Below are 18,746 nucleotides of genomic sequence, written 5' to 3'. Positions count from 1 at the left end.
GACAACGCCGGTGGGATCAAAATGTTGCCACCGGCGTTGTTGTCTTCAAGCTAGGTCCTGAGCCTAACCTTATTCAACCGATGTACCGGTAACATGCCATGATCTTTGTCTTTAGCGATTTTGGTGTAAATGGCCCCTATAGCGGCACCATGCGGTCGGTCGTGATGCGCCATGCGCCGGATGTGCCGATCTGCGATCTGATGTGTGATGCGCCGGACCGGAACCCAAAGGCGGCAAGTTACCTTTTGGCGGCCTTGACCCGCGAATTTCAGGCGGGCGATGTGGTCTTGGCGGTTGTTGACCCGGGCGTGGGCAGTGCGCGTCAGGGGCTTGTCGTTACGGCTGACGGCGTTTCATATGTCGGGCCGGATAATGGTTTGTTTGAAATGATTATAAGGAGTGCCGAAAAGGTATCGATCAAGGTCATTGACTGGATGCCCGATGACGCATCGGCAAGCTTCCATGGTCGGGATATCTTTGGCCCGGTTGCCGCAAGGGTCGCAACCGATCACGCGTTTGCATCGCATCCGATCGCGAATGATGCGCGGTTCGGTCCGGCACAGGATTGGCCCGATGAATTGGCCGAAGTGATCTATGTCGATCCCTATGGCAACCTGATGACGGGACTTTCTGCGCGTTCACTTGATGAAAAAATCACGGTCAATGCGCATATCGTTTCCGGGGCGCGGACATTCTCCGACGTGCCGGAAGGATCGGCTTTCCATTACCGCAATTCGATTGGGCTGTGCGAGATCGCGGTCAATTGCGGACGCGCCGACAAAATGATGGGCGCTGTGATCGGAAGCACTGTTGGCGTGAATTGAATATGTTACGTGCAATCGATGATTGGTTCGTAAGTATGTGATGTGATCGTTTGAAGGTGTGATAACTGGTGTTTGCGATAAGCAATCAATCCTTGAGCAGGATTTGGTGAATGGCGATTGAGGTTAAATTCTGGGGCGTTCGTGGAAGCATTGCATGCCCGTCACCTGACCATGTTGTTTATGGTGGCAATACCAGTTGCATTGAAATGCGCGTCTGCGACGAGGTCCTGATCTTTGATGCCGGGACCGGGATTCGTAACCTTGGCAAGGATCTGATCCGGCGCAATGTCACCCATGCACACATCTTCCTGACCCATACACACTGGGATCATATCAACGGATTTCCGTTCTTTGTGCCGGCCTATAACCCAAACGCGTCCTTCCGTGTCATGGCGGGGCATCTGACCCATCAGGGAGGGGTGGAGCGCGTGTTTTCGGCGCAAATGGCGGACCCGACATTTCCCGTGCCGCTGTCCGCGATGCAATCGAAGCTGACATTTGAGGATTTCAGTGTAGGGGATGAATTGCATCCCGCCGACGGTATCGTAATCAAGACGGCACCCTTGCGTCACCCTAATGGGGCGACGGCATTTCGTGTCGAGTATGATGGTAATGCGGTGTGTTATGTGACCGACACCGAACATGATCCGGAAACCCCGGACCCGATCATTCTTGATTTCATCGAAGATGCCGATCTGGTGATTTACGATTGCACCTACACCGACGAAGAATTTCCGCAGAAAGTCGGGTGGGGGCATTCGACATGGCAGGAAGGCATTCGCCTGTGCCGGGCCGCCAATGCCAAGCAACTGGCACTGTTCCATCACGATCCAGAACATGATGATGCGGCCATGACCGTTATCGAGCAAAAGGCACGCGCCACCTGGTCAGGTGCCTTTGCTGCCCGCGATGAAATGGTGTTGCACATCGAATAGAGTGTTTGCGCGCAAAAAAGCCCAAGGCCGCGTCCCTGCGATCCTCGCAGGGACGCCTAGCCAGTCGTCTTAGCGCGAATTACCGCTTTGCATGTCCTGGACAATCTCGTCGACATCGACCGTGAAGCTGGCCTGACGTGGGGGATATTCCTCAAACGACTGGAAGAATTTGTTTACCACACCAATGGCCGGCGCAAGAGTCCATGACCGGTTTTCCTGCCATTCATCAAAACCGCGTGCGTCGTGGAACCGTTCGAACGGATCAAGTTTCAGGTTGGTGATCAATGGCGTGGTCAGGTTGTTGGTAACCCCATTGAACCATTGGTCCTGTTCGGTAAACAGGAATTTCCAATCGCCATAGCGCAAGCCGTGGAACTTCGTTTCCGTGAAATAGAAGAATTCCTTGCGTTTGGTTGGGCCATCCTGGGTCAGGATATCGGTTTGATCATAACCGTCCAGATGGACACGGTAATTGCGATCACCAATCTTGTGACCATCAAGCAGCTTTTCCTTGAGATCCTTCTCACCGAGCTGCGACATGATGGTTGGTACCCAGTCTTCCATGGTCATGAATTCGCCGGTTGTCGTGCCGGGGGGCACAACGCCGGGCCATTTGACTGCCATGGGAACCCTGAACCCGCCTTCATAACCGCCAACACCTTTTTCACCGCGGAACGGCTGGTTGCCGCCATCGGGCCAACTGTTGGACGCAGCCCCATTATCGGTCGAGAACATGACCATGGTGTTGTCTGCCACACCAAGCTCATCAAGAAGGTCAAGGAGCTCGCCGACATCGTCATCAAGCTCTTTCATGCCGTCGGCATAAAGGCCATAGCCGGTTACACCTTCATATTCCTGGCTCAGATTGGTGCGGTAATGCATGCGCGTAGTGTTATGCCAGACAAAGAATGGTTTGTCCTCTGACACAGCATCACGAATAAACCGTTTGGACTCTTCGAGGACTTCCTGATCAAGCGTCCGTTGCCGTTCGCGCCCGAAACTACCAAGGTCCTCGATGGATTGCGTGCCGTCTTCCTGATGCAGGGAATGAATAATACCGCGCTGGGCGATGTATTCGGCCACCTTGCTGCCGGTCGGATAGTCGTACTGTTCGACATATTCGCCGGCATTCAGGTGATAAAGAATGCCATAGAACTCGTCGAAGCCATGATTGGTCGGCAGGTGTTCATCGAGGTCGCCAAGGTGGTTCTTGCCGAACTGGCCATTTGCATAACCCTGTTCACGCAGCATTTCTGCAAGTGTCGGGTCTTCTTCCTGCAGGCCGATGGGCGATCCTGGGATGCCGACGGTACTAAGTCCGAGACGCATCGGATACTGGCCGGTCAGGAACGCCGCACGACCAGCCGTGCAGGATGCCTGTGCATAATGATCCATGAACAGCATGCCGTCATTGGCGATGCGATCAATATTAGGGGTGCTACCACCCATCATTCCACGGTGATAGGCGCTGATGTTCCACATTCCGACATCATCCCCCCATATGACAAGGATATTGGGGCGCTCGGAAGCTTGACTGGTTTGTGCAATAGCAGCACACGGGAGGATCATCAGGGCAGTCAGGGTTTGAAAAATTCTGGAGAGTTTCATTTTCCCACCTTCCTGTTTGACGTGTCAGCGCAGACCAGATGGTCGTCTGACCAAGCCAACAGAAAAGAAGGCTGAACTCGGTGATAACCTCAGGATGAATTTTTGTATCTTCTGCGCGCTCTTGAATTGTATTTCCGGGTCGGGCTGGCGTCAAGTTATGGTGGTGTGACAGGGGGACGTCTCAGAACACGCGGGAGTATTTCGGGAAGACACGGATTTCAATCCGGCGGTTGGCTTCGCGATTTTCCGGGATCGGTTCACCGAAATCATTGCGGTTTGGCAATTTCGGTTTGGTGTCGCCGTAAGAAATGGCGCGCATGCGTTTGCTGTCGGGATCAACGCCAAGGGCGGCAAAGAACCGGACAACTGCGATGGCACGACCCGCCGCCAGATCCCAGTTTGTCGGGAACCGCGGTGAGTTGATCGGGCTGTCGTCGGTATGACCGGAAACTTCGACCTGAAAACCGAGATAGCGCGGTTCTTTCAGAAGATCCCCGACATCCTTGAGGAACAGGACTGCATCATTGGTCAGGTTGGCGGACCCCGGTTGGAAGAACGACGCGCTGCCCATTTCCATCAGGATGCCTTCGTCATCGGTCGACACATTGACGGCACTGTCCAGCGCCATGTTGAAAACCACGTCGCGCAGATCGGTCTCAAGCACCTGTGTCGGACGCACGACTTCGCGTTTGCCAATCTGTTCGGCAATGCCGGCCTGGACCTTTTCAAACATCGGAATTTCGACCTTGGAGAAGCTGACCAGCATGACAAAAAACGCCATCAAAAGGGTGATGGCATCGGCATAGGTTGCAAGCCAATCCTCGTTGATTGGTTCCTCTTCCTTGAATTGCAGGCGCCTTTTGCCGCGGGCCATGATCGATCCCCTTACTTCGACGACTTGTCGATATTGAAATGAATGGCCGGATCAAGGAAGGAATTCATCCTGTCCTGTATGGCGCGCGGACCTTTGCGATCAGCCAGCATGATCAGGCCTTCCGCGATCAGGTAATTGCGAAACCGCATGATTTCCTCGCGCTGCTGGATTTTGCTGGCCGCTGGCAGGAAAAAGAACCGGGCGGCAACAATGCCATACAATGTCGTAATCAGCGCAATCGCAAGACCGGCCCCCAACGAGGTTGGATCATCGGCCATCTTATCAAGCATGATGACAAGGCCGACCAATGTCCCGATCATGCCAAAGGCCGGGGCGGCGGCGGCCATGCTCTTAAGGATAGCAACCGGTACCAGGTTGCGGCTAAAGGCGTTATCGATGGCGTTATGAAGCATCTCGGCGGTTTCCTCGCCATCATAGCCGGTGATGACGACTTCCATCGCCCAGCCCAGAAACGGTTCGTCCTTGCCGACACGTTCGGCTTCCTGTTCAAGGGCGTTGATACCCTTTTTCTGCAACAGATAACCCCATTTGACCACACGGCCGACTTCGCCGGTCAGTTGGCCGCGGCCCATTTGCGGGGCGCGGAAAATTTTGAAAATCAGTCTGAGCGCCAGCAGCACATAGCGCGCCTCATAGGCAATAAATGTCGCGGCCAGCGTGCCGCCAACCACCATCAGTGCACTCGAAAGGCTTAAGAATACCAGATAGTTATCGGTCGAAATAAAGATCGACCCGATAAACAGGCCAAGGCCGACCATAATGCCTAAAATCGTCGTAAACGACATTGTCCCCACAATCCCCCGGGTCGTCGACATGGCGCTTTTGTGTGTCAAAGACACCAGACATTAGAAAAAAGAATATTATAATTTTACGTAAGAATAGGCCCGCATTTCGTTGTTTTGAAGTTAATTTTATTCAATTCAAAGTCGATAATGTCGGCCGGGGGCAGATGCAGGGGGCGTGATCAGTACAACTTCTGGCATAAGTTCGGTTCATCCGATGGTTGCCAAAACCAAAACCGGCGGCAAAACAACTGTCTTGCCGCCGGTCAATGGTGAACGATTTCTGCGCAGATTTGCGCTTAGCTGCTGCGGATGTCGGCAAGGAACTGATCGACCTGCGCGCGCAGATCGTTGGACAGCGTCCCAAGTTCTTCGGCAACATCAAGAACCAGATGGGCAGCCTGATCGGTATCGGCGACGGTGTTGCTGACCCGTTCGATATTGCTGCTGACTTCCTGAGTGCCGATGGCTGCCTGTTCTACATTCTGCGCGATCTCGTCGGTGGCATCGGATTGTTCGCCAACCGCGGCCGAGATGGTGTTGACCATTTCGGTGATGCGGCTGATCACATCCGAGATATCCCCGATCGAGCTGACCGTTTTGCCGGTTTCTTCCTGAATGGCCGTGATTTGTTCGGCAATTTCGTTGGTCGCGCGGGCCGTCTGGTTGGCAAGGTTCTTGACCTCTGCCGCAACCACGGCAAAACCTTTGCCTGCTTCGCCCGCACGGGCGGCCTCGATGGTGGCATTGAGTGCCAGAAGGTTGGTCTGGCCGGCAATGTCACTGATCAGCTCAACAATTTCACCAATGCGGTTGGCAACTTCCGACAGACCCTGAACGGTTTCGGACGACTGGGCGGCTTCGCGCGATGCCTCGGCGGCAATCTGGGTTGATTGCTGTGCCTGTTCACCGATCTGGGAGATTGATTCGGACAGATGGTCGGCGGCATCGGCCACAGTACGGACATTGACGGTTGCTTGTTCGGATGCAGCGGCAACCGTGGTTGCGCTTTTGCTGGCTCGGTCGGCTGAATCGACAAGACCGCGTGCCGTCGTCTGCATGCGTTCGGCCGACGCCGAGACCGCACCGACGATTTGCGCAATCACGCCTTCGAAACTGCCGATATGGCGTTCAAGGCTTTGCATGCGTTCTTCACGGCGGCGGGATTCTTCTTTTTGTTCGGCTTCCATCTGCTTTTTGGCAATCGCATTGGTGCGGAAAACATCAACCGATTTCGCCATTTCGCCGATTTCATCCTGGCGCGACAGGGCGTTGATTTCAAAGTTGGTATTGCCGTCGGCCAACGCATTCATGTCATTGCCCAGATCAGAAAGCGGGCCGGTGACAATGCGAGACAGCAGCACCCGCATACCGATGATGGTGGCAATTGCGATTGCAAGGCCGCCCAGAACAATACCGATCAGAATACGGTTGGTTTTTTCCTGTTCGGGTGCGACGGAAAGGCTTGAGGACAGAACGGCGATTACGTCGCCGGTGTCGGCCTCCATCGCGCCATGGCAGCTAAAGCAGACTTCGCGATCCGCACCCTTGGTTTCACCCAGCACAATCGGCATCGACAGGCGATAGGTGCCATTATCGGTATAACGGCCAATCATCTTGCCGGTTTCGATGGCTTCGATATCGATCTCGTCACGCGGGGTCTTAAGCGGCTTCTCGCCGAATTCTTCCATATAAGCCATGGTGGTCGGTCCCCATGCGGACCAGAGTTCGCCAGGGTAATCGCCATTGCGGCTGTCAAACCAGTTGTTGAAAACCTGAATGCCGATATCGTCGACATCATCGGGGCGGGCGGCCATCACATTGACAATCAGCGCATGCAGCGACGTCAGCTCGTTTTCACTTAGCTGATGAAGCTTTTCATCCATGGCTTTTTCCTCGACCACAGTCATCATCAAAAGCGCAATAATCACAGTGGTAGAGACGCCAAATGCGGACGCCCACATAAAGCGTTTGCGAATGCTCATGGCGTTGAAGGCAGACAGGATGCGCATGGTAACTCCCCGATGGCATAGGCTTCAATAAACCCGACGGAACAGGATGTTTTTTGTTCTGTTTCGCGGGCTTGTGAACCATGCATGATCGCGGAAAAAGTGCTTTGATATGCCTCAAGCGGGGCGAATTGAATTGGTATAGTTCGTATCGCCAAACGGGCTGTTTTCAACGTTGCGGGGCTTGCAAGCCCAACGACAAACAGGCATAAGCAGCCCAACAAACACATTCGATACACAGGACAATCTGATGACGCTTTCCTATAGCGACACCCGCAAGAAGCTTGATCAGATCACCGCAGAAATGCTGGGACTGATCCGCAAATACGGTCTGGATGCGGCAAGCCCGTTTGACGTGATCGAAGTCGCGCGTGCAAAGATCACTGACCAAAACGACTACATCCGTTTTCTGGAGCTGTCGCTTGAGGGCCGGATATACGGTGAATATGGCGATGCCCTGCAAAAGCAGATCGACGAAGAAGCCAAACAGGTCGAAGCCGCCAAAAAGCTGAACTAGCGTTTTAGGCGCGTCGTTTGCGCATTGATCGAAATTTTTTCGGCCTGTCTTCTGTTTTGAAGACGGGCCGTTTTTATATGGCTGGCAAGCCGCAAACTGGCACAAATCTTCTAACCTCAGGAAAGGCTGATTTTGCGGCATCGGAAGAATTGGGCAAACTGTCACAAATTCTTCCTGATCTTGTCACCGTGCTGCAGTTGAGCGGCCATGAAGTTAGGACTATATGGCTTCTGTAAACGCCGCATCACAAAAATGGATGCGACAAAATTCGATGGGCAAAACCGTCGAAAACCAACGAGCAACAGGATGACTGACATGAAAAAGAGTTACGTCCAGACTCTGATGGAAGTCGAAAAAGTATTCGGTCAGATCAACGACCATGATTATCGCCTTTACCGGGCCGTTTGGGGCAATCGTCAGGCGGCGCAAACCGGCTTGCCGCGTGGAACACGCGCAGAAATCAGCAAGAAGCTCGCCAATGACTTTGTTGCGGCGGTACCGTCTGTCGCACATATCAACCCGCGTCTGTCCACACCGCATGCGGCTTGACGCGCTTTAAAGCTTGGTTCCGGCAAGGTGCGGGTGATGGGATGTACCTTGCCAATTCACTCTGTTTCGGGCATCAAGTGACGCCGTATGTGATCTGGCCGTGATATTCACGGCTTTTGATCTGCGACGTCGTATTTCCTGATATCTGGCCGGAGTATCCCATGTCGATCAAGTCGTTGATTCGTACCATTCCCGATTACCCGAAAAAGGGCATCATGTTTCGGGATATCACGACGCTGTTCGAGGACCCGTATGGTCTTAGCGAAGTGATCGACAGCTTCGCCGCCGAATTCCAGGACAAGAAGATCGAAATGATCGCCGGGATCGAAGCGCGTGGCTTTGTGATCGGTCCGGCGGTTGCCGTGGCCCTTGGTATCGGTTTCGTCACCATCCGCAAGCAGGGCAAGCTTCCGGCTGAAACGGTCGGTGTCGAATATGAACTTGAATATGGCACCGACGTCATCGAAATTCACAAGGATGCCGTCAAACCGGGCAGTCGGGTTCTGATCATGGATGATCTGATTGCCACCGGTGGCACTGCCCTTGCCGCCATTGATCTGGTCGAAAAGATCGGGGCAGAGGTCGCAGGTTGCGCCTTTATCATTGATTTGCCGGATCTTGGCGGGGCGCAGAAAATCCGCGATCGCGGTATCGAAGAATTCCACTTGGTCGAATTCGAAGGCGATTAAGACGCTCGGAAACTGATGTGAGTGGCAGGAATTGCGAATTTCCTGCCGTATCACTATATATTCATGTATAATGCATGAGTTGAATTAGGTCTTAGCCCATATCGGTCTTTCGCCAAGGCAGAGGAACATGATCGCACCGGTCCAAAACGCACAGACAGTTTCACAGGTTGGCCAGTATGGCCGACTTGCGCCTGCTGGTGCGCGCGGTGTGGCAACAGCCGACCGGGATAATCAGGTCGAGGCATCGTCTCAGAACTACACCTATGACCCCGATGATGACGGCATTCTGTTTAATGCCTATGTCGATGGCAAAAACAAACGTCAATCGGGGCAGGGCAATCCCGGCGAACAGAAAGACCAGCGTACCGAACAGCGCAATCTGTCAGCTGCGCGTCGCGCAAGTGATCGCGAGGGGGCTGTCGATATGCCCAGCGAGATCGATTTTGCCAGCCTGCTTGATCCATCGATCCCGTTTGATCTGTCGGCCAATAGCGGTACATCGTTTTATGCGGTGGTCAATGCAGTGGCCCACGGTGTCGGCGTACGCGGCAAGCATCTGGATGCGACCGTTTAGCAAGGCCTGACCAAAGGCACTTCAAACCGCTACTTTCCCCGAAAATTTAAAAACCTGATCGGTGATGCTTGTTGGCACCTGCCATAGGTTTTATGATCCTTGGCAACACGTGATCGTATCCCATGACCATCGGGCACAGCATGAAGAACAAGCCGGTTCTCAATACGGTATTTGATGCCGCATTCAGGTTCATTGACCTCGCACTCAATGACAACGAATACTTGCAGCCGCAAAAACTGCATCGTTTGTTGTATCTGGCGCAGGCTTATTACGGCGCGAACTATCACGGCAACATGTTGATGCCGGCCATCTTTGTGGCAGAGGAATTCGGCCCGGTCGAACCCAACCTTTATGCCGTGATGGAAGAATCCCGGCCTGATGTGCGGCTGAAATCGGTTGATCCGAAAACCATCCATTTTCTTGAAAGCATCTGGGCGCAGTTTGGTCATCACACGGTCGAACATCTCAGTGTTACCGTGCGAAATCATCCACCCTTTACCAAGGCCTACAAGGAAGGGATCGGAACGATCATTCCGTTCGACGAACTGGTTGAATTTTATGCCTCTGTCCGCAAAACCGCGACCACGCCCGAGGCCAAGGAAGTCGTGCGCCCGCGCGTCATGCGCTCCCACAAAGGCAAACCGGTTGCGACCACCGACTGGTTGCCGCGCAAAATCAAGTAATCCGAAAAGATTGGCTGAACGGGTTTTGGGGTTATTGCCCCATTCCGAGATTCTGGCACGGATCGCCACGCGCGATGTCATTGGTAAACCACATGAAATCGATATCGTCGGGCGCACCAAACCGCATGGCGTAGTCCTCGATGCTTGACGCGTCCGGGCCGGGATCATCGGCCTCGATCAGGCTGACGACTGCGATCTCGCGCGCCTCAAGATCCGGTTCATAGCGCTGCAAATGCCAGGGGGTGGCAATGCTGTGGCGGACATGCATGGCACCCGCAATCAGGAAGGCACCATCAATGCCGTCAATATTTGCCGCATCGCTCATCGCGCGTGCAAGCGACGCATCGCGGGCAAACTGAACGGCGGAAAAACCACCCAGCATGCTTTCGGGCAACATGTTGCAGTGCCCCTCGGCGATTTCGACATTGAAGCGATCAAGTATTTCTGTCGGCATATCTGGCAAATCAAGCTTGGCTGCCAGATCATCGGGCAAGGCATCGTTGCCATTGCTGATCATGGGTTTAAGCAGATCATCCGGCAGATTACCCGCCACCATCATCAAACCGTTGTCGCGTGCAGCCTGCGCAATCGGCGCATAGTCATGCCATGACGGCCAACCGCGATCTTCCCACGCCATCGCCGGACCGAGTTCCGAAACCGGAAGCGTCTGCCAGCTGTCTTCAAGCGATGCCTGTTGATCACGGGCAAACATTTCCCAGACAATCGCACGTTCACGTTCATCCGACTTGCTGAGTGCATTGACCAGCTGTGCCTGATGGTGATGGTGGATGGGATTGTCGTGCTTTTCACCAATCAGGATATATTTGCGACCTGACAGCCGTTCGACCAGCGTATCAAACATGATGTATTCGCCTGCCACCACGTCAAAAATCAAACCCGGCGCCGGGGGCAGGGCATTGACGTCGGTCAGGCTGCCCTGGGGGGTCTTGCTATCATGCGCAACCGTCGGGGCGATGGGAATGATCGTCGATGCCAGCGCAACCACAGAGACACCGACAGTGCGTTTGACGGCACGTGTCCATGATCTGACTGCGATTTGGATTGGCATCGACTTGGGCATCGATCAGTTGATTCCTGATTGAAAACGGATGTGTCTTATTTGCTTAAGCGCAAGGCCGTTTCAAGGTCGTTAACAAGGTCATCACAATCTTCGATCCCGACCGAAAGACGCAGAAGGTCTGCCGGTACCGGGCTGGTCGGCCCTTCGACCGAGGATCGATGTTCGATCAGGCTTTCAACCCCGCCAAGCGATGTCGCGCGTTTAAACAGTTTGCACTGGTTGTGGAAATCAACCGCACGCTTTTCACCACCCTTGACGCGCAGCGACAACATCCCTCCAAAGCCACCTGACATCTGCTTTTTGGCAATGTCATGACCGACATGGCTTTCAAGGCCGGGATACTGGACCTGTTCGATCTCCGGGTGGTCTTCGAAATGCTTGGCAATCGCCATGGCATTGGCACTGGCGCGTTCCACACGGATTGAAAGTGTGCGCATCCCGCGCAGCAAAAGCCACGTTTCAAACACGCCCAGAACTGCACCGCCTGATGCGTGCTGTTTGCAAACACGTTGCCAGAAGTCGCTGTCCTTGGCAGTGGTCAGGGATCCCGCCAAAACGTCACTATGACCGTTCAGATATTTGGTCGCCGAATGCATGACGATATCGGCACCAAAATCAATCGGACGGGTCAGAAGCGGCGTGGCAACGGTGTTGTCAACGACCACAAAGGCACCAGCGGCCTTAGCCAGTTTGGCAACAGCGGCAATATCGGTGATTTGCCAATCCGGGTTGGCCGGGGTTTCAAGCCAGACCAGCTTGGTCTTGCCGGCAACAATGTGCTTGTCCCAATCGGCAATATCGGCGTTATCGACAAAATCAAAACTCAGCCCGGCACGCACACCACTATCAAGCATGAAGCTGCGCAGCGCCCAATACATCACCTTGGGGGCGACGACATGGTCACCCGGGTTCAGCGCATGCAAAACCGCGACGGCAGCCGCCATGCCCGATGCAAACAGGCGGGTTTCAGAACCGCCTTCAAGTTCGTTCAGGACTGCACAGGCCTGATCATAGGTCGGGTTGTCCGCACGCGTATAGCAGCGACCGTCGTGATAGCTCAGATCAGTGTTTCGTTCGAACGTGGTCGACGGATAAAGCGGCGGAGTAACGGATTTAGTGGCTTCATCGACCCAGCCAAGCGCCTGTGCACTTACGGTGGCGGGGGACTGTTTTTTTGCATGATCAGACATGGTGGCACCTGATTTGGTTGAGATTTGTTGGCGCGCAACATAACGTGGTTCCCGCCACACACCAAATTGAATTGCCACCAAAACCAATCTTTAGGTCCCCACATGACGAATTATCCGAAAATCACCCTGCCAAAGGAATGCGACGTCGTTGTCATCGGCGGCGGCATTCACGGGTCATCAAGCGCCTATTACCTGACCAAGGCCGGCATGAAAGTCGTGCTTCTGGAAAAGGATACCATCGCGTCACACCAGTCCGGTCGTGCCTGGGGCTTTGTCCGCCAACAGGGGCGTGACCCGGTAGAACTGCCATTGATGATCGAATGTAACAAGATCTGGAAAGGTCTTGAAAAGGAACTGAATGCCGATCTGGAATGGCGCCAGGGCGGGGTGCTGTTTGTCGCCCGCGATGACAAGGAAATGTCGGAATTCGAGGGCTGGATTAACGACACCAAACACTTTGGCATCGAAACCCAGGTCCTTGACCCCAAGGGGGTCGAAAAACTGACACCGGGGATCACAACACCGGGTGTTGGCGGGATCTACACGCCCTCAGACGGGCAGGCCGAACCGAAAAAGGCCGCCCCGGCAATTGCCAAGCGCGCCAGTGAATTGGGTGCTGTGATTGCCGAGGGCTGCGGCGCGCTTTCGATTGAAACAGAGGCCGGCGCGATCAGTTCGGTGGTATCCGAGCAGGGCGAAATCAAATGCAAATACGTCATCTGTGCGGCCGGGGCTGCGACGCATAAATTCGTTGCCAAGTTCGGGCGGCGTTTACCACAACAAACCACGCGCGGGACCGTGATCCGCACCACACCGGTACCCGATATTTCTGCCGCGGGCACGCTGGCGGCTGGGCTTGCATTCCGGCAACGCGCAGATGGGTCGATGAACATCGCCGATGAATTCATGACCGACATTGATTTGACGCTGGGCCGGTTTAAATACGCCCGCGATTTCATGCCTGGGCTGTTTGACAACTGGGCGACCTTCAAGTTCCACTTTAACAAGCGTTTCTTTGATGATCTGGTGGATCGCATGCCGGGATCGGATGCATCAAGGCAACCCATGATCGGACGACGCACCAATCAGGCGGAGCCTTATGAGGTGCGGGTTAAAAACGCCATGCGCAATCTGCAAAAGGTCCTGCCACAGATCAAGAAAGTCGGCATCGTCGATACCTGGGCGGGCGACATTGACGTCACCCCGGATGCGGTGCCGGTGATTGATCAGTTTGACAATCCCAAGCACTTCTTTGTCGCATCGGGATTCTCGGGCCATGGCTTTGCCATGGGACCGGTGGTTGGCAAGGTGCTGGCCGACTGGATCACCACCGGGCAACCGTCGATCACCTTAAAGGGCATGGAACTTTCAAGGTTCGAAGACGGTACCCGCCGCACGCCGCGGACACGGGTCTGATCGCGTGTTCTGAAACTCAATTCGGGTAGGGGCGGTTACAGGCTGCGTGCCAGTCGCAGGATAATCGCCCCGCCCAGTGTCATCATGGTCGAGGACAGCTTCACAAGGTTAAGCTTCTCGCCCATGAAGAACACCCCGATCAAAAGGGCAAAGACAATGCCGGTTTCCCGCAGGGCGACCACAAGCGGGATCGGTGCCTGTGTAAAGGCCCACATCACAGTGGCATAGGCCGCAAAGGACGCGGTGCCACCAATTGCAAAGACCTTTTTGCCAGATCGCGCGATATCGGCAAGGATGCGCGGGCGCATGAAGGTCACGATCACGGCAAAGATCACAACGTTGCCAATCGTCTGATAGCTGTAATAGCCAAGCGCCGTGCCAGCCAGCCTTGCACCGGTGCCATCGACCAGTGAATAGCTGCTGATGAAACAACCGGTAATGATTGCGGCAAGGGCAGCATTGCGGTTACGCATGCCATCGGCTTGTCGCGTGATGCACATGCTGATGATGCCAACCCCGATGATAACAATCGCCAGCCACTCGCTGACATGCAGGGTAACCCCCATGATCAACACGGACACCGCCGCAACAATCAGCGGCGAAGACCCGCGTGCAATCGGATAAACCTGGCTGAGATCGCCCAAACGATAGGCCAGGATCAGAAACAACTGATAGCCGATATGAAGTCCAAGGGAGGTCAGCAGATAAGGCCAGCTTTCGGGGGCAGGAAGGTCAACAAACGGCAACAGGGTCAGAACAATCGGCGTATGACCCAGCACGATCGCCGTCATGTTCATCAGTTTGTCCGAACCACCCTTGACCAGTGCATTCCACACGGCATGCATCAGGGCAGCGCCCATTACAGCAAGAAAGACAGTCAAACTCATGGCGGGGCGACCAATGTTACGGTTTTGTGACGCAATCATTGATGCTTAGCATGCAGTTTGAAAAACCACCAAACCGAACTTGAAAGGGCAGCTATGAGCCAGACGCCGAATGCTCAACCTTTTGCGTGGTTGTCGATGCGGGTGCGGCTTTGCCATCAAAGAACCGGGTCGCGCCGATTGGTGGGGCAATGAAATCGCCATCTGCTATTCCGGCCTCCTTGCGGGCCGCCGCCAACCGGACCGGCGGCTCATCCACCGGCTCGGCCGTCAGGACAAACGTGCCCCAATGAATGGCAAGCGCCTGTTTGACGCCCATTTTCTGCATGATCTGAATGGCTTCTTCGGGATTGCAATGTGCATTGCGCATGAAGTCGCGCGGGTCATAGGCCCCGATTGGGATCAGGCCGAAATCAATCCCGCCGTGGATTGCGCCCATTTCCGTAAACAGGGCTTCGTTCCAGCCGGTATCACCGACAAAATAGAACCGATAGCCGTCAGCGAATTCAAGGATATAGCCACCCCACAGCATTTCCTTTCGGTCCTTGGTGGTGCGGCTTGACCAGTGATTGGACGGCACGTGGGTGATTTTCAGATCATCGTGATGATGGCTTTCATCCCAATCCAGTTCGACATAGCGATCAGCACGAATGCCCGCCTTTTCGAGAAGTGCACCATTTTTCAGCGGCAGGACATAACGCGGCGCATTGCCAAGCTGCGTCAGGCTGGCCAGGTCGAAATGGTCATAGTGATTATGTGACAGCAACACCAGATCAAGCTTGGGCAACTGATCGATGGCAAGGCCCGGCTGTGTATAGCGTTTCGGTCCAACGCGTTTGAACGGTGATGCGCGGTCGGAAAACACCGGATCGGTCAGAATATTAAGCCCGCCATATTGCACCAGAACCGTGGCATGGCCGACCCATGTGACCTGCAGGCGTTTGGGATCTGGGTTGTGGATTGCGTCGTGATCAGGCGTTTCGGTGGGGATTTTACCGACCTGATGTTTGGCCTTCGGCCAGTTATCATCACCGAAATAGCGCCGCTTTAAGAAATGCCGGAACGACCGTTTAACCGGATCAGGCAGGGGGTGACGGTTTTCAAAGCCGCTATCGGTGTGATGGGCTGGTTTTGTTTGCTGCTGCACGTTTGGATCCTGATCCGGTTTGCGTATGATCGCCATTCTGCATTTTGTGCGGGTGACCATAAGGTAACTGGGAATTTGACCTGCGCAAGCGAAAGGCCGGAACGCGGGACACACATTCCGGCCTTTCTTGCTGGTCTGCCCATGCGGGGTGCAGACCAATGCTTTCGCAGTTGCTGGGGCGAGCCTTGCGAAAGCAGGGGGGGACTGAATTTTATTCGATCACGGTCGCATAGGTCTCAAGCGCCGGGCTTTCGGTGATCAGGCCCTGTTTGACCATGTAATCGGCAAAGCGGGCATAGCGCGCCTTATCAAGGGCGGCCGGACGCAGCGCAAAGCGCGGCAGGGTATCGGCCCATGCCTTGATATTGAGTTCATCATCAAGGTTCGGATAGGCGGCAATAAAGGCCTGCCAGCTGTCATCAGGATGGTTGATCAGGTACTGAACACCTTCTTCAAGAGCGGCCAGCATGCGGGCATAACGCGGGTCATCGACCTTGTCGTTGCGCACGGTCAGGATCAGCTCGTCATAGGGCGGAACGCCCTCTTCCTCGACATAAAATGCCTTGCCGGGTTTGCCTTCGATTTCCATCTGGTTGAGCTCGAAATTGCGATAGCCACCAATGATCGCATCGACCTGACCGGAATACAGCGACGGCGAGAGCGAGAAGTTCACATTGATCAGCTCAACATCATCGATCGAAACCCCATGATTGCCAAGCATGGTGCCCAGAAGCGCATCCTCAAATCCGGCCAGCGAATAACCGATTTTCTTGCCTTTCAGATCGGCAATTTCCTTGATCGGGCCGTCTTCAAGAACGATCAGGCTGTTAAGCGGGGTGGCAACCAGTGTGCCGATACGGGTCAGCGGCAGGCCTTCGGCCGCCTGAACATGAAGTTGAGGCTGATAGTTTACGGCAACATCGCCCTGACCGGCGGCAACAAGGCGCGGTGGGGCGGACGGATCGGATGGTTCGATCAGTTCGACATCCAGATCATGATTGGCAAAAAAGCCCTTTTCCTTGGCAACAATCAGCGGTGCGTGATCGGGGTTCACAAACCAGTCAAGAAGTATGACCAGCTTGTCCGCAGCAAAGGCGGTTGAAGACGTTCCAAGAACAAGTGCGCCCAGTGCGGTCGCGGTGATCATGGATTTAAGGCGTGACATGGATGAACCTCCGTAAGATGCGCCATATAAATAGTATGAGGATTAAAACGCTGCCAAACAGGCAGGCGTGTGGTGTCTTACCGAACCGGTTTCAGGCTGTCGGGTTGCCATGGCAGGGCTGCGCGCAGCACGCGATCCACAATGAAATATTGCGTGATCGAAAACGCGCACAGGATCAGAAGACAGGCAAAAACCATATCGATCTGAACCCGCGCATTGGCATGCAGCATCAGATAACCCAGCCCGTGACTGGACCCGACCCATTCGCCAATCACCGCCCCGATCGGGGCAACGGCGGTGGCAACGCGGAAACCCGATGCAAAGGCGGGCAGGGCGGCAGGCAACCGGATATGGGTCAAAAGCCGCCAACGACTTGCCCCCATGGTGCGCGCCAGATCAAGCCAGCCGGTTTCGGTGCGTGACAGGCCATCGAAAAAGGCGACTGTGACCGGGAAGAAAATGATCAACGCTGCCATGGCGATTTTGGAGGCCAGCCCAAAGCCGAGCCAAAGAACCAGAAGCGGGGCCAATGCAAAGAACGGGATCGCCTGCGAAACCAACAGGATCGGCATCAACCAGAAACGTACTGGCGAAAACAGCGCCATCGGAATGGCGGCCAGCGTGCCAAGGGCCGCACCGGCAAACAGACCGATCACGGTTTCCGCAATGGTGTATTTCGCATGATCGAACAGGACGGCATGACGCGCGATCAGCGTGTGCCAAACATCTGCGGGCGGGGGCAGCATGTATTTCGGCGCACCGGTCACAATCACCAACAACTGCCAAGTGGCAATCAGGGCAATGATAATGATCAGCGGCCGCGCAAGGATCAGCCAGCGGCGCTCCGACAGTGCCTTTTTATTTGTATGAGGATTGTTTTGCGTGCTCATGCCGCGCCCTCCGACCGCTCGGCACCGAGTTGGCCAAGCAGTTCGGCCTGCTGTGCCAGGATCTCGGGATCGGCAATATTGCGCGGGCTTTGTCCCTTGGGCGTGATGGCGTCTTGCAATTGTGCCGGGCTGCCAGTCAGGACATGAACGCGGTCGCCAAGGCGCAATGCCTCAAGCGGGTCGTGGGTCACAAGCAACACCGTCTTGCCGCGCAGCACCCGTGCGGCCAGTTCCTGCAAACGCAGGCGGTTGAGCGGATCAAGCGCCGAGAACGGCTCGTCCATCAAAACGACCGGGCGATCTTCCATCAATGTGCGGGCAAGGGCCGCGCGCTGTTTCATGCCACCGGACAGTTCAGCCGGGCGCAGGTCTGCCGCATCACGTAATCCGACTTCGGTCAGTAAATGTGAGGCTTTCTCATAATCGGGTTTTTCGTGGCGTAAAACTGCACCCAGCACCACATTTTCAAGAACACTGCGCCATGGCAGTAACAGGTCCTGCTGCGCCATATAGGCAACCCGACCGTCAAGCGCGATGTTGTCCGAACAGGTGATGGTCCCGCTAACATCGCCTTCGACGAGGCCTGCGAAATAGCGCAAAAGCGTGCTTTTGCCGACACCACTTGGACCGAGTAGGCAGGTAAAGCTTCCCGCCTGCAAGGTCAGGTCAAGATCATGGAAAATATCGACGCCGTTGAAAGCCACGCGGGCCGCACGGAGCGCAATATCAAATCTGGTTGGATTGTCTTGCGCCATCTGGGGCGCGTGTTCTGTGTTGCGCATTCGATCCTTCCTACGCCGGTCTTAACCGGTTCAGGTTCAAAGGGTCGTTCGGCAACACCGAACCTCTCAGCCGATTTACGATCGGCCCCCCCGGAGATCAGGGGACTATGCGCAGACAAATCGCTG

At 54.9% G+C, this 18,746-nt stretch carries 19 protein-coding genes and 1 riboswitch; of the genes, 8 read left to right on the top strand and 11 right to left on the bottom strand.

Translation table 11 applies throughout. The annotated features are described in order from the left end of the window. Positions 1–98 precede the first annotated feature (98 nt). Together AUQ41_RS19165 and AUQ41_RS19160 are read left to right on the top strand one after the other, a co-directional pair. Positions 99–824, top strand: a complete 726-nt coding sequence (locus AUQ41_RS19165; RefSeq protein WP_063090025.1) for an S-adenosyl-l-methionine hydroxide adenosyltransferase family protein — start codon at positions 99–101, stop codon at positions 822–824. A gap of 110 nt (positions 825–934) precedes the next feature. Further along, the gene (locus AUQ41_RS19160) at positions 935–1,759 is read left to right on the top strand and encodes an MBL fold metallo-hydrolase (protein WP_063090023.1); all 825 of its coding nucleotides are present in this window, start codon (positions 935–937) and stop codon (positions 1,757–1,759) included. Positions 1,760–1,828: 69 nt separating this feature from the next. Here the strand turns inward: AUQ41_RS19160 and AUQ41_RS19155 are convergent, their stop codons facing one another. From AUQ41_RS19155 to AUQ41_RS19140, 4 genes are all read right to left on the bottom strand, one after another. Next, entirely contained in the window at positions 1,829–3,328 is a 1,500-nt protein-coding gene (locus tag AUQ41_RS19155; protein WP_063090164.1) for an arylsulfatase, read from the bottom strand. Between the two features lie 220 nt (positions 3,329–3,548). Next, a complete protein-coding gene (locus AUQ41_RS19150; protein WP_063090021.1) occupies positions 3,549–4,241 on the bottom strand; it encodes a flagellar motor protein MotB in 693 nt (230 codons plus the stop codon). 11 nt (positions 4,242–4,252) lie between these two features. Continuing rightward, the gene (locus tag AUQ41_RS19145; protein ID WP_063090019.1) at positions 4,253–5,047 is read right to left on the bottom strand and encodes a motility protein A; all 795 of its coding nucleotides are present in this window, start codon (positions 5,045–5,047) and stop codon (positions 4,253–4,255) included. A 296-nt stretch (positions 5,048–5,343) separates the two neighbouring features. Beyond that, entirely contained in the window at positions 5,344–7,056 is a 1,713-nt protein-coding gene (locus AUQ41_RS19140; protein WP_082923532.1) for a methyl-accepting chemotaxis protein, read from the bottom strand. Between the two features lie 247 nt (positions 7,057–7,303). Between AUQ41_RS19140 and AUQ41_RS19135 the strand changes: the two genes are divergently transcribed. The 5 genes from AUQ41_RS19135 to AUQ41_RS19115 all read left to right on the top strand — a co-directional run bounded on the left by AUQ41_RS19135 (position 7,304) and on the right by AUQ41_RS19115 (position 10,065). Continuing rightward, positions 7,304–7,570: a hypothetical protein gene (locus AUQ41_RS19135; RefSeq protein WP_063090018.1), complete on the top strand. Its 267-nt coding sequence runs from the start codon at positions 7,304–7,306 to the stop codon at positions 7,568–7,570. 315 nt (positions 7,571–7,885) lie between these two features. Then, a complete protein-coding gene (locus tag AUQ41_RS19130; protein WP_008890909.1) occupies positions 7,886–8,119 on the top strand; it encodes a hypothetical protein in 234 nt (77 codons plus the stop codon). Between the two features lie 161 nt (positions 8,120–8,280). Then, positions 8,281–8,808, top strand: coding sequence for an adenine phosphoribosyltransferase (locus tag AUQ41_RS19125; RefSeq protein ID WP_063090017.1), 528 nt, complete (start codon positions 8,281–8,283; stop codon positions 8,806–8,808). Positions 8,809–8,935: 127 nt separating this feature from the next. Then, positions 8,936–9,382, top strand: coding sequence for a hypothetical protein (locus AUQ41_RS19120; protein ID WP_008890907.1), 447 nt, complete (start codon positions 8,936–8,938; stop codon positions 9,380–9,382). Positions 9,383–9,504: 122 nt separating this feature from the next. Beyond that, positions 9,505–10,065 (top strand): Panacea domain-containing protein, encoded by a 561-nt coding sequence (locus tag AUQ41_RS19115; RefSeq protein WP_008890906.1) that lies wholly within the window; start codon positions 9,505–9,507, stop codon positions 10,063–10,065. Between the two features lie 31 nt (positions 10,066–10,096). Here AUQ41_RS19115 and AUQ41_RS19110 read toward each other — a convergent pair whose 3' ends face one another. Then, positions 10,097–11,146, bottom strand: a complete 1,050-nt coding sequence (locus AUQ41_RS19110) for a ChaN family lipoprotein (protein ID WP_063090016.1) — start codon at positions 11,144–11,146, stop codon at positions 10,097–10,099. Positions 11,147–11,181: 35 nt separating this feature from the next. Then, a complete protein-coding gene (locus tag AUQ41_RS19105; protein ID WP_063090161.1) occupies positions 11,182–12,336 on the bottom strand; it encodes a PLP-dependent aspartate aminotransferase family protein in 1,155 nt (384 codons plus the stop codon). Positions 12,337–12,438: 102 nt separating this feature from the next. Here AUQ41_RS19105 and AUQ41_RS19100 point away from each other — a divergent pair, with 102 nt between their 5' ends. Further along, positions 12,439–13,752, top strand: a complete 1,314-nt coding sequence (locus AUQ41_RS19100; RefSeq protein WP_063090015.1) for an FAD-binding oxidoreductase — start codon at positions 12,439–12,441, stop codon at positions 13,750–13,752. A 35-nt stretch (positions 13,753–13,787) separates the two neighbouring features. On the opposite strand, the gene AUQ41_RS19095 is transcribed toward AUQ41_RS19100, so the two are convergent. The 5 genes from AUQ41_RS19095 to AUQ41_RS19075 all read right to left on the bottom strand — a co-directional run bounded on the left by AUQ41_RS19095 (position 13,788) and on the right by AUQ41_RS19075 (position 18,620). Next, entirely contained in the window at positions 13,788–14,639 is an 852-nt protein-coding gene (locus AUQ41_RS19095; protein WP_063090159.1) for a hypothetical protein, read from the bottom strand. Positions 14,640–14,730: 91 nt separating this feature from the next. Further along, entirely contained in the window at positions 14,731–15,783 is a 1,053-nt protein-coding gene (locus AUQ41_RS19090) for an MBL fold metallo-hydrolase (RefSeq protein ID WP_232308469.1), read from the bottom strand. A 211-nt stretch (positions 15,784–15,994) separates the two neighbouring features. Next, a complete protein-coding gene (locus AUQ41_RS19085) occupies positions 15,995–16,948 on the bottom strand; it encodes an ABC transporter substrate-binding protein (RefSeq protein WP_063090012.1) in 954 nt (317 codons plus the stop codon). A 77-nt stretch (positions 16,949–17,025) separates the two neighbouring features. Next, on the bottom strand, positions 17,026–17,838 hold the full coding sequence (locus AUQ41_RS19080; RefSeq protein WP_063090010.1) for an ABC transporter permease: 813 nt from the start codon (positions 17,836–17,838) through the stop codon (positions 17,026–17,028). Continuing rightward, positions 17,835–18,620: an ABC transporter ATP-binding protein gene (locus tag AUQ41_RS19075; RefSeq protein ID WP_063090008.1), complete on the bottom strand. Its 786-nt coding sequence runs from the start codon at positions 18,618–18,620 to the stop codon at positions 17,835–17,837. The genes AUQ41_RS19080 and AUQ41_RS19075 overlap by 4 nt, the downstream gene beginning before the upstream one ends. Then, positions 18,611–18,722, bottom strand: a riboswitch (TPP riboswitch). (Overlaps the previous gene by 10 nt.) Positions 18,723–18,746: the final 24 nt, after the last annotated feature.

Origin of the sequence: Thalassospira sp. MCCC 1A02898 (genome assembly GCF_001618185.1) — a bacterium.
GTDB classification, from domain to species: domain Bacteria; phylum Pseudomonadota; class Alphaproteobacteria; order Rhodospirillales; family Thalassospiraceae; genus Thalassospira; species Thalassospira tepidiphila.
This window is presented reverse-complemented; position numbering and strand designations above follow the sequence as displayed.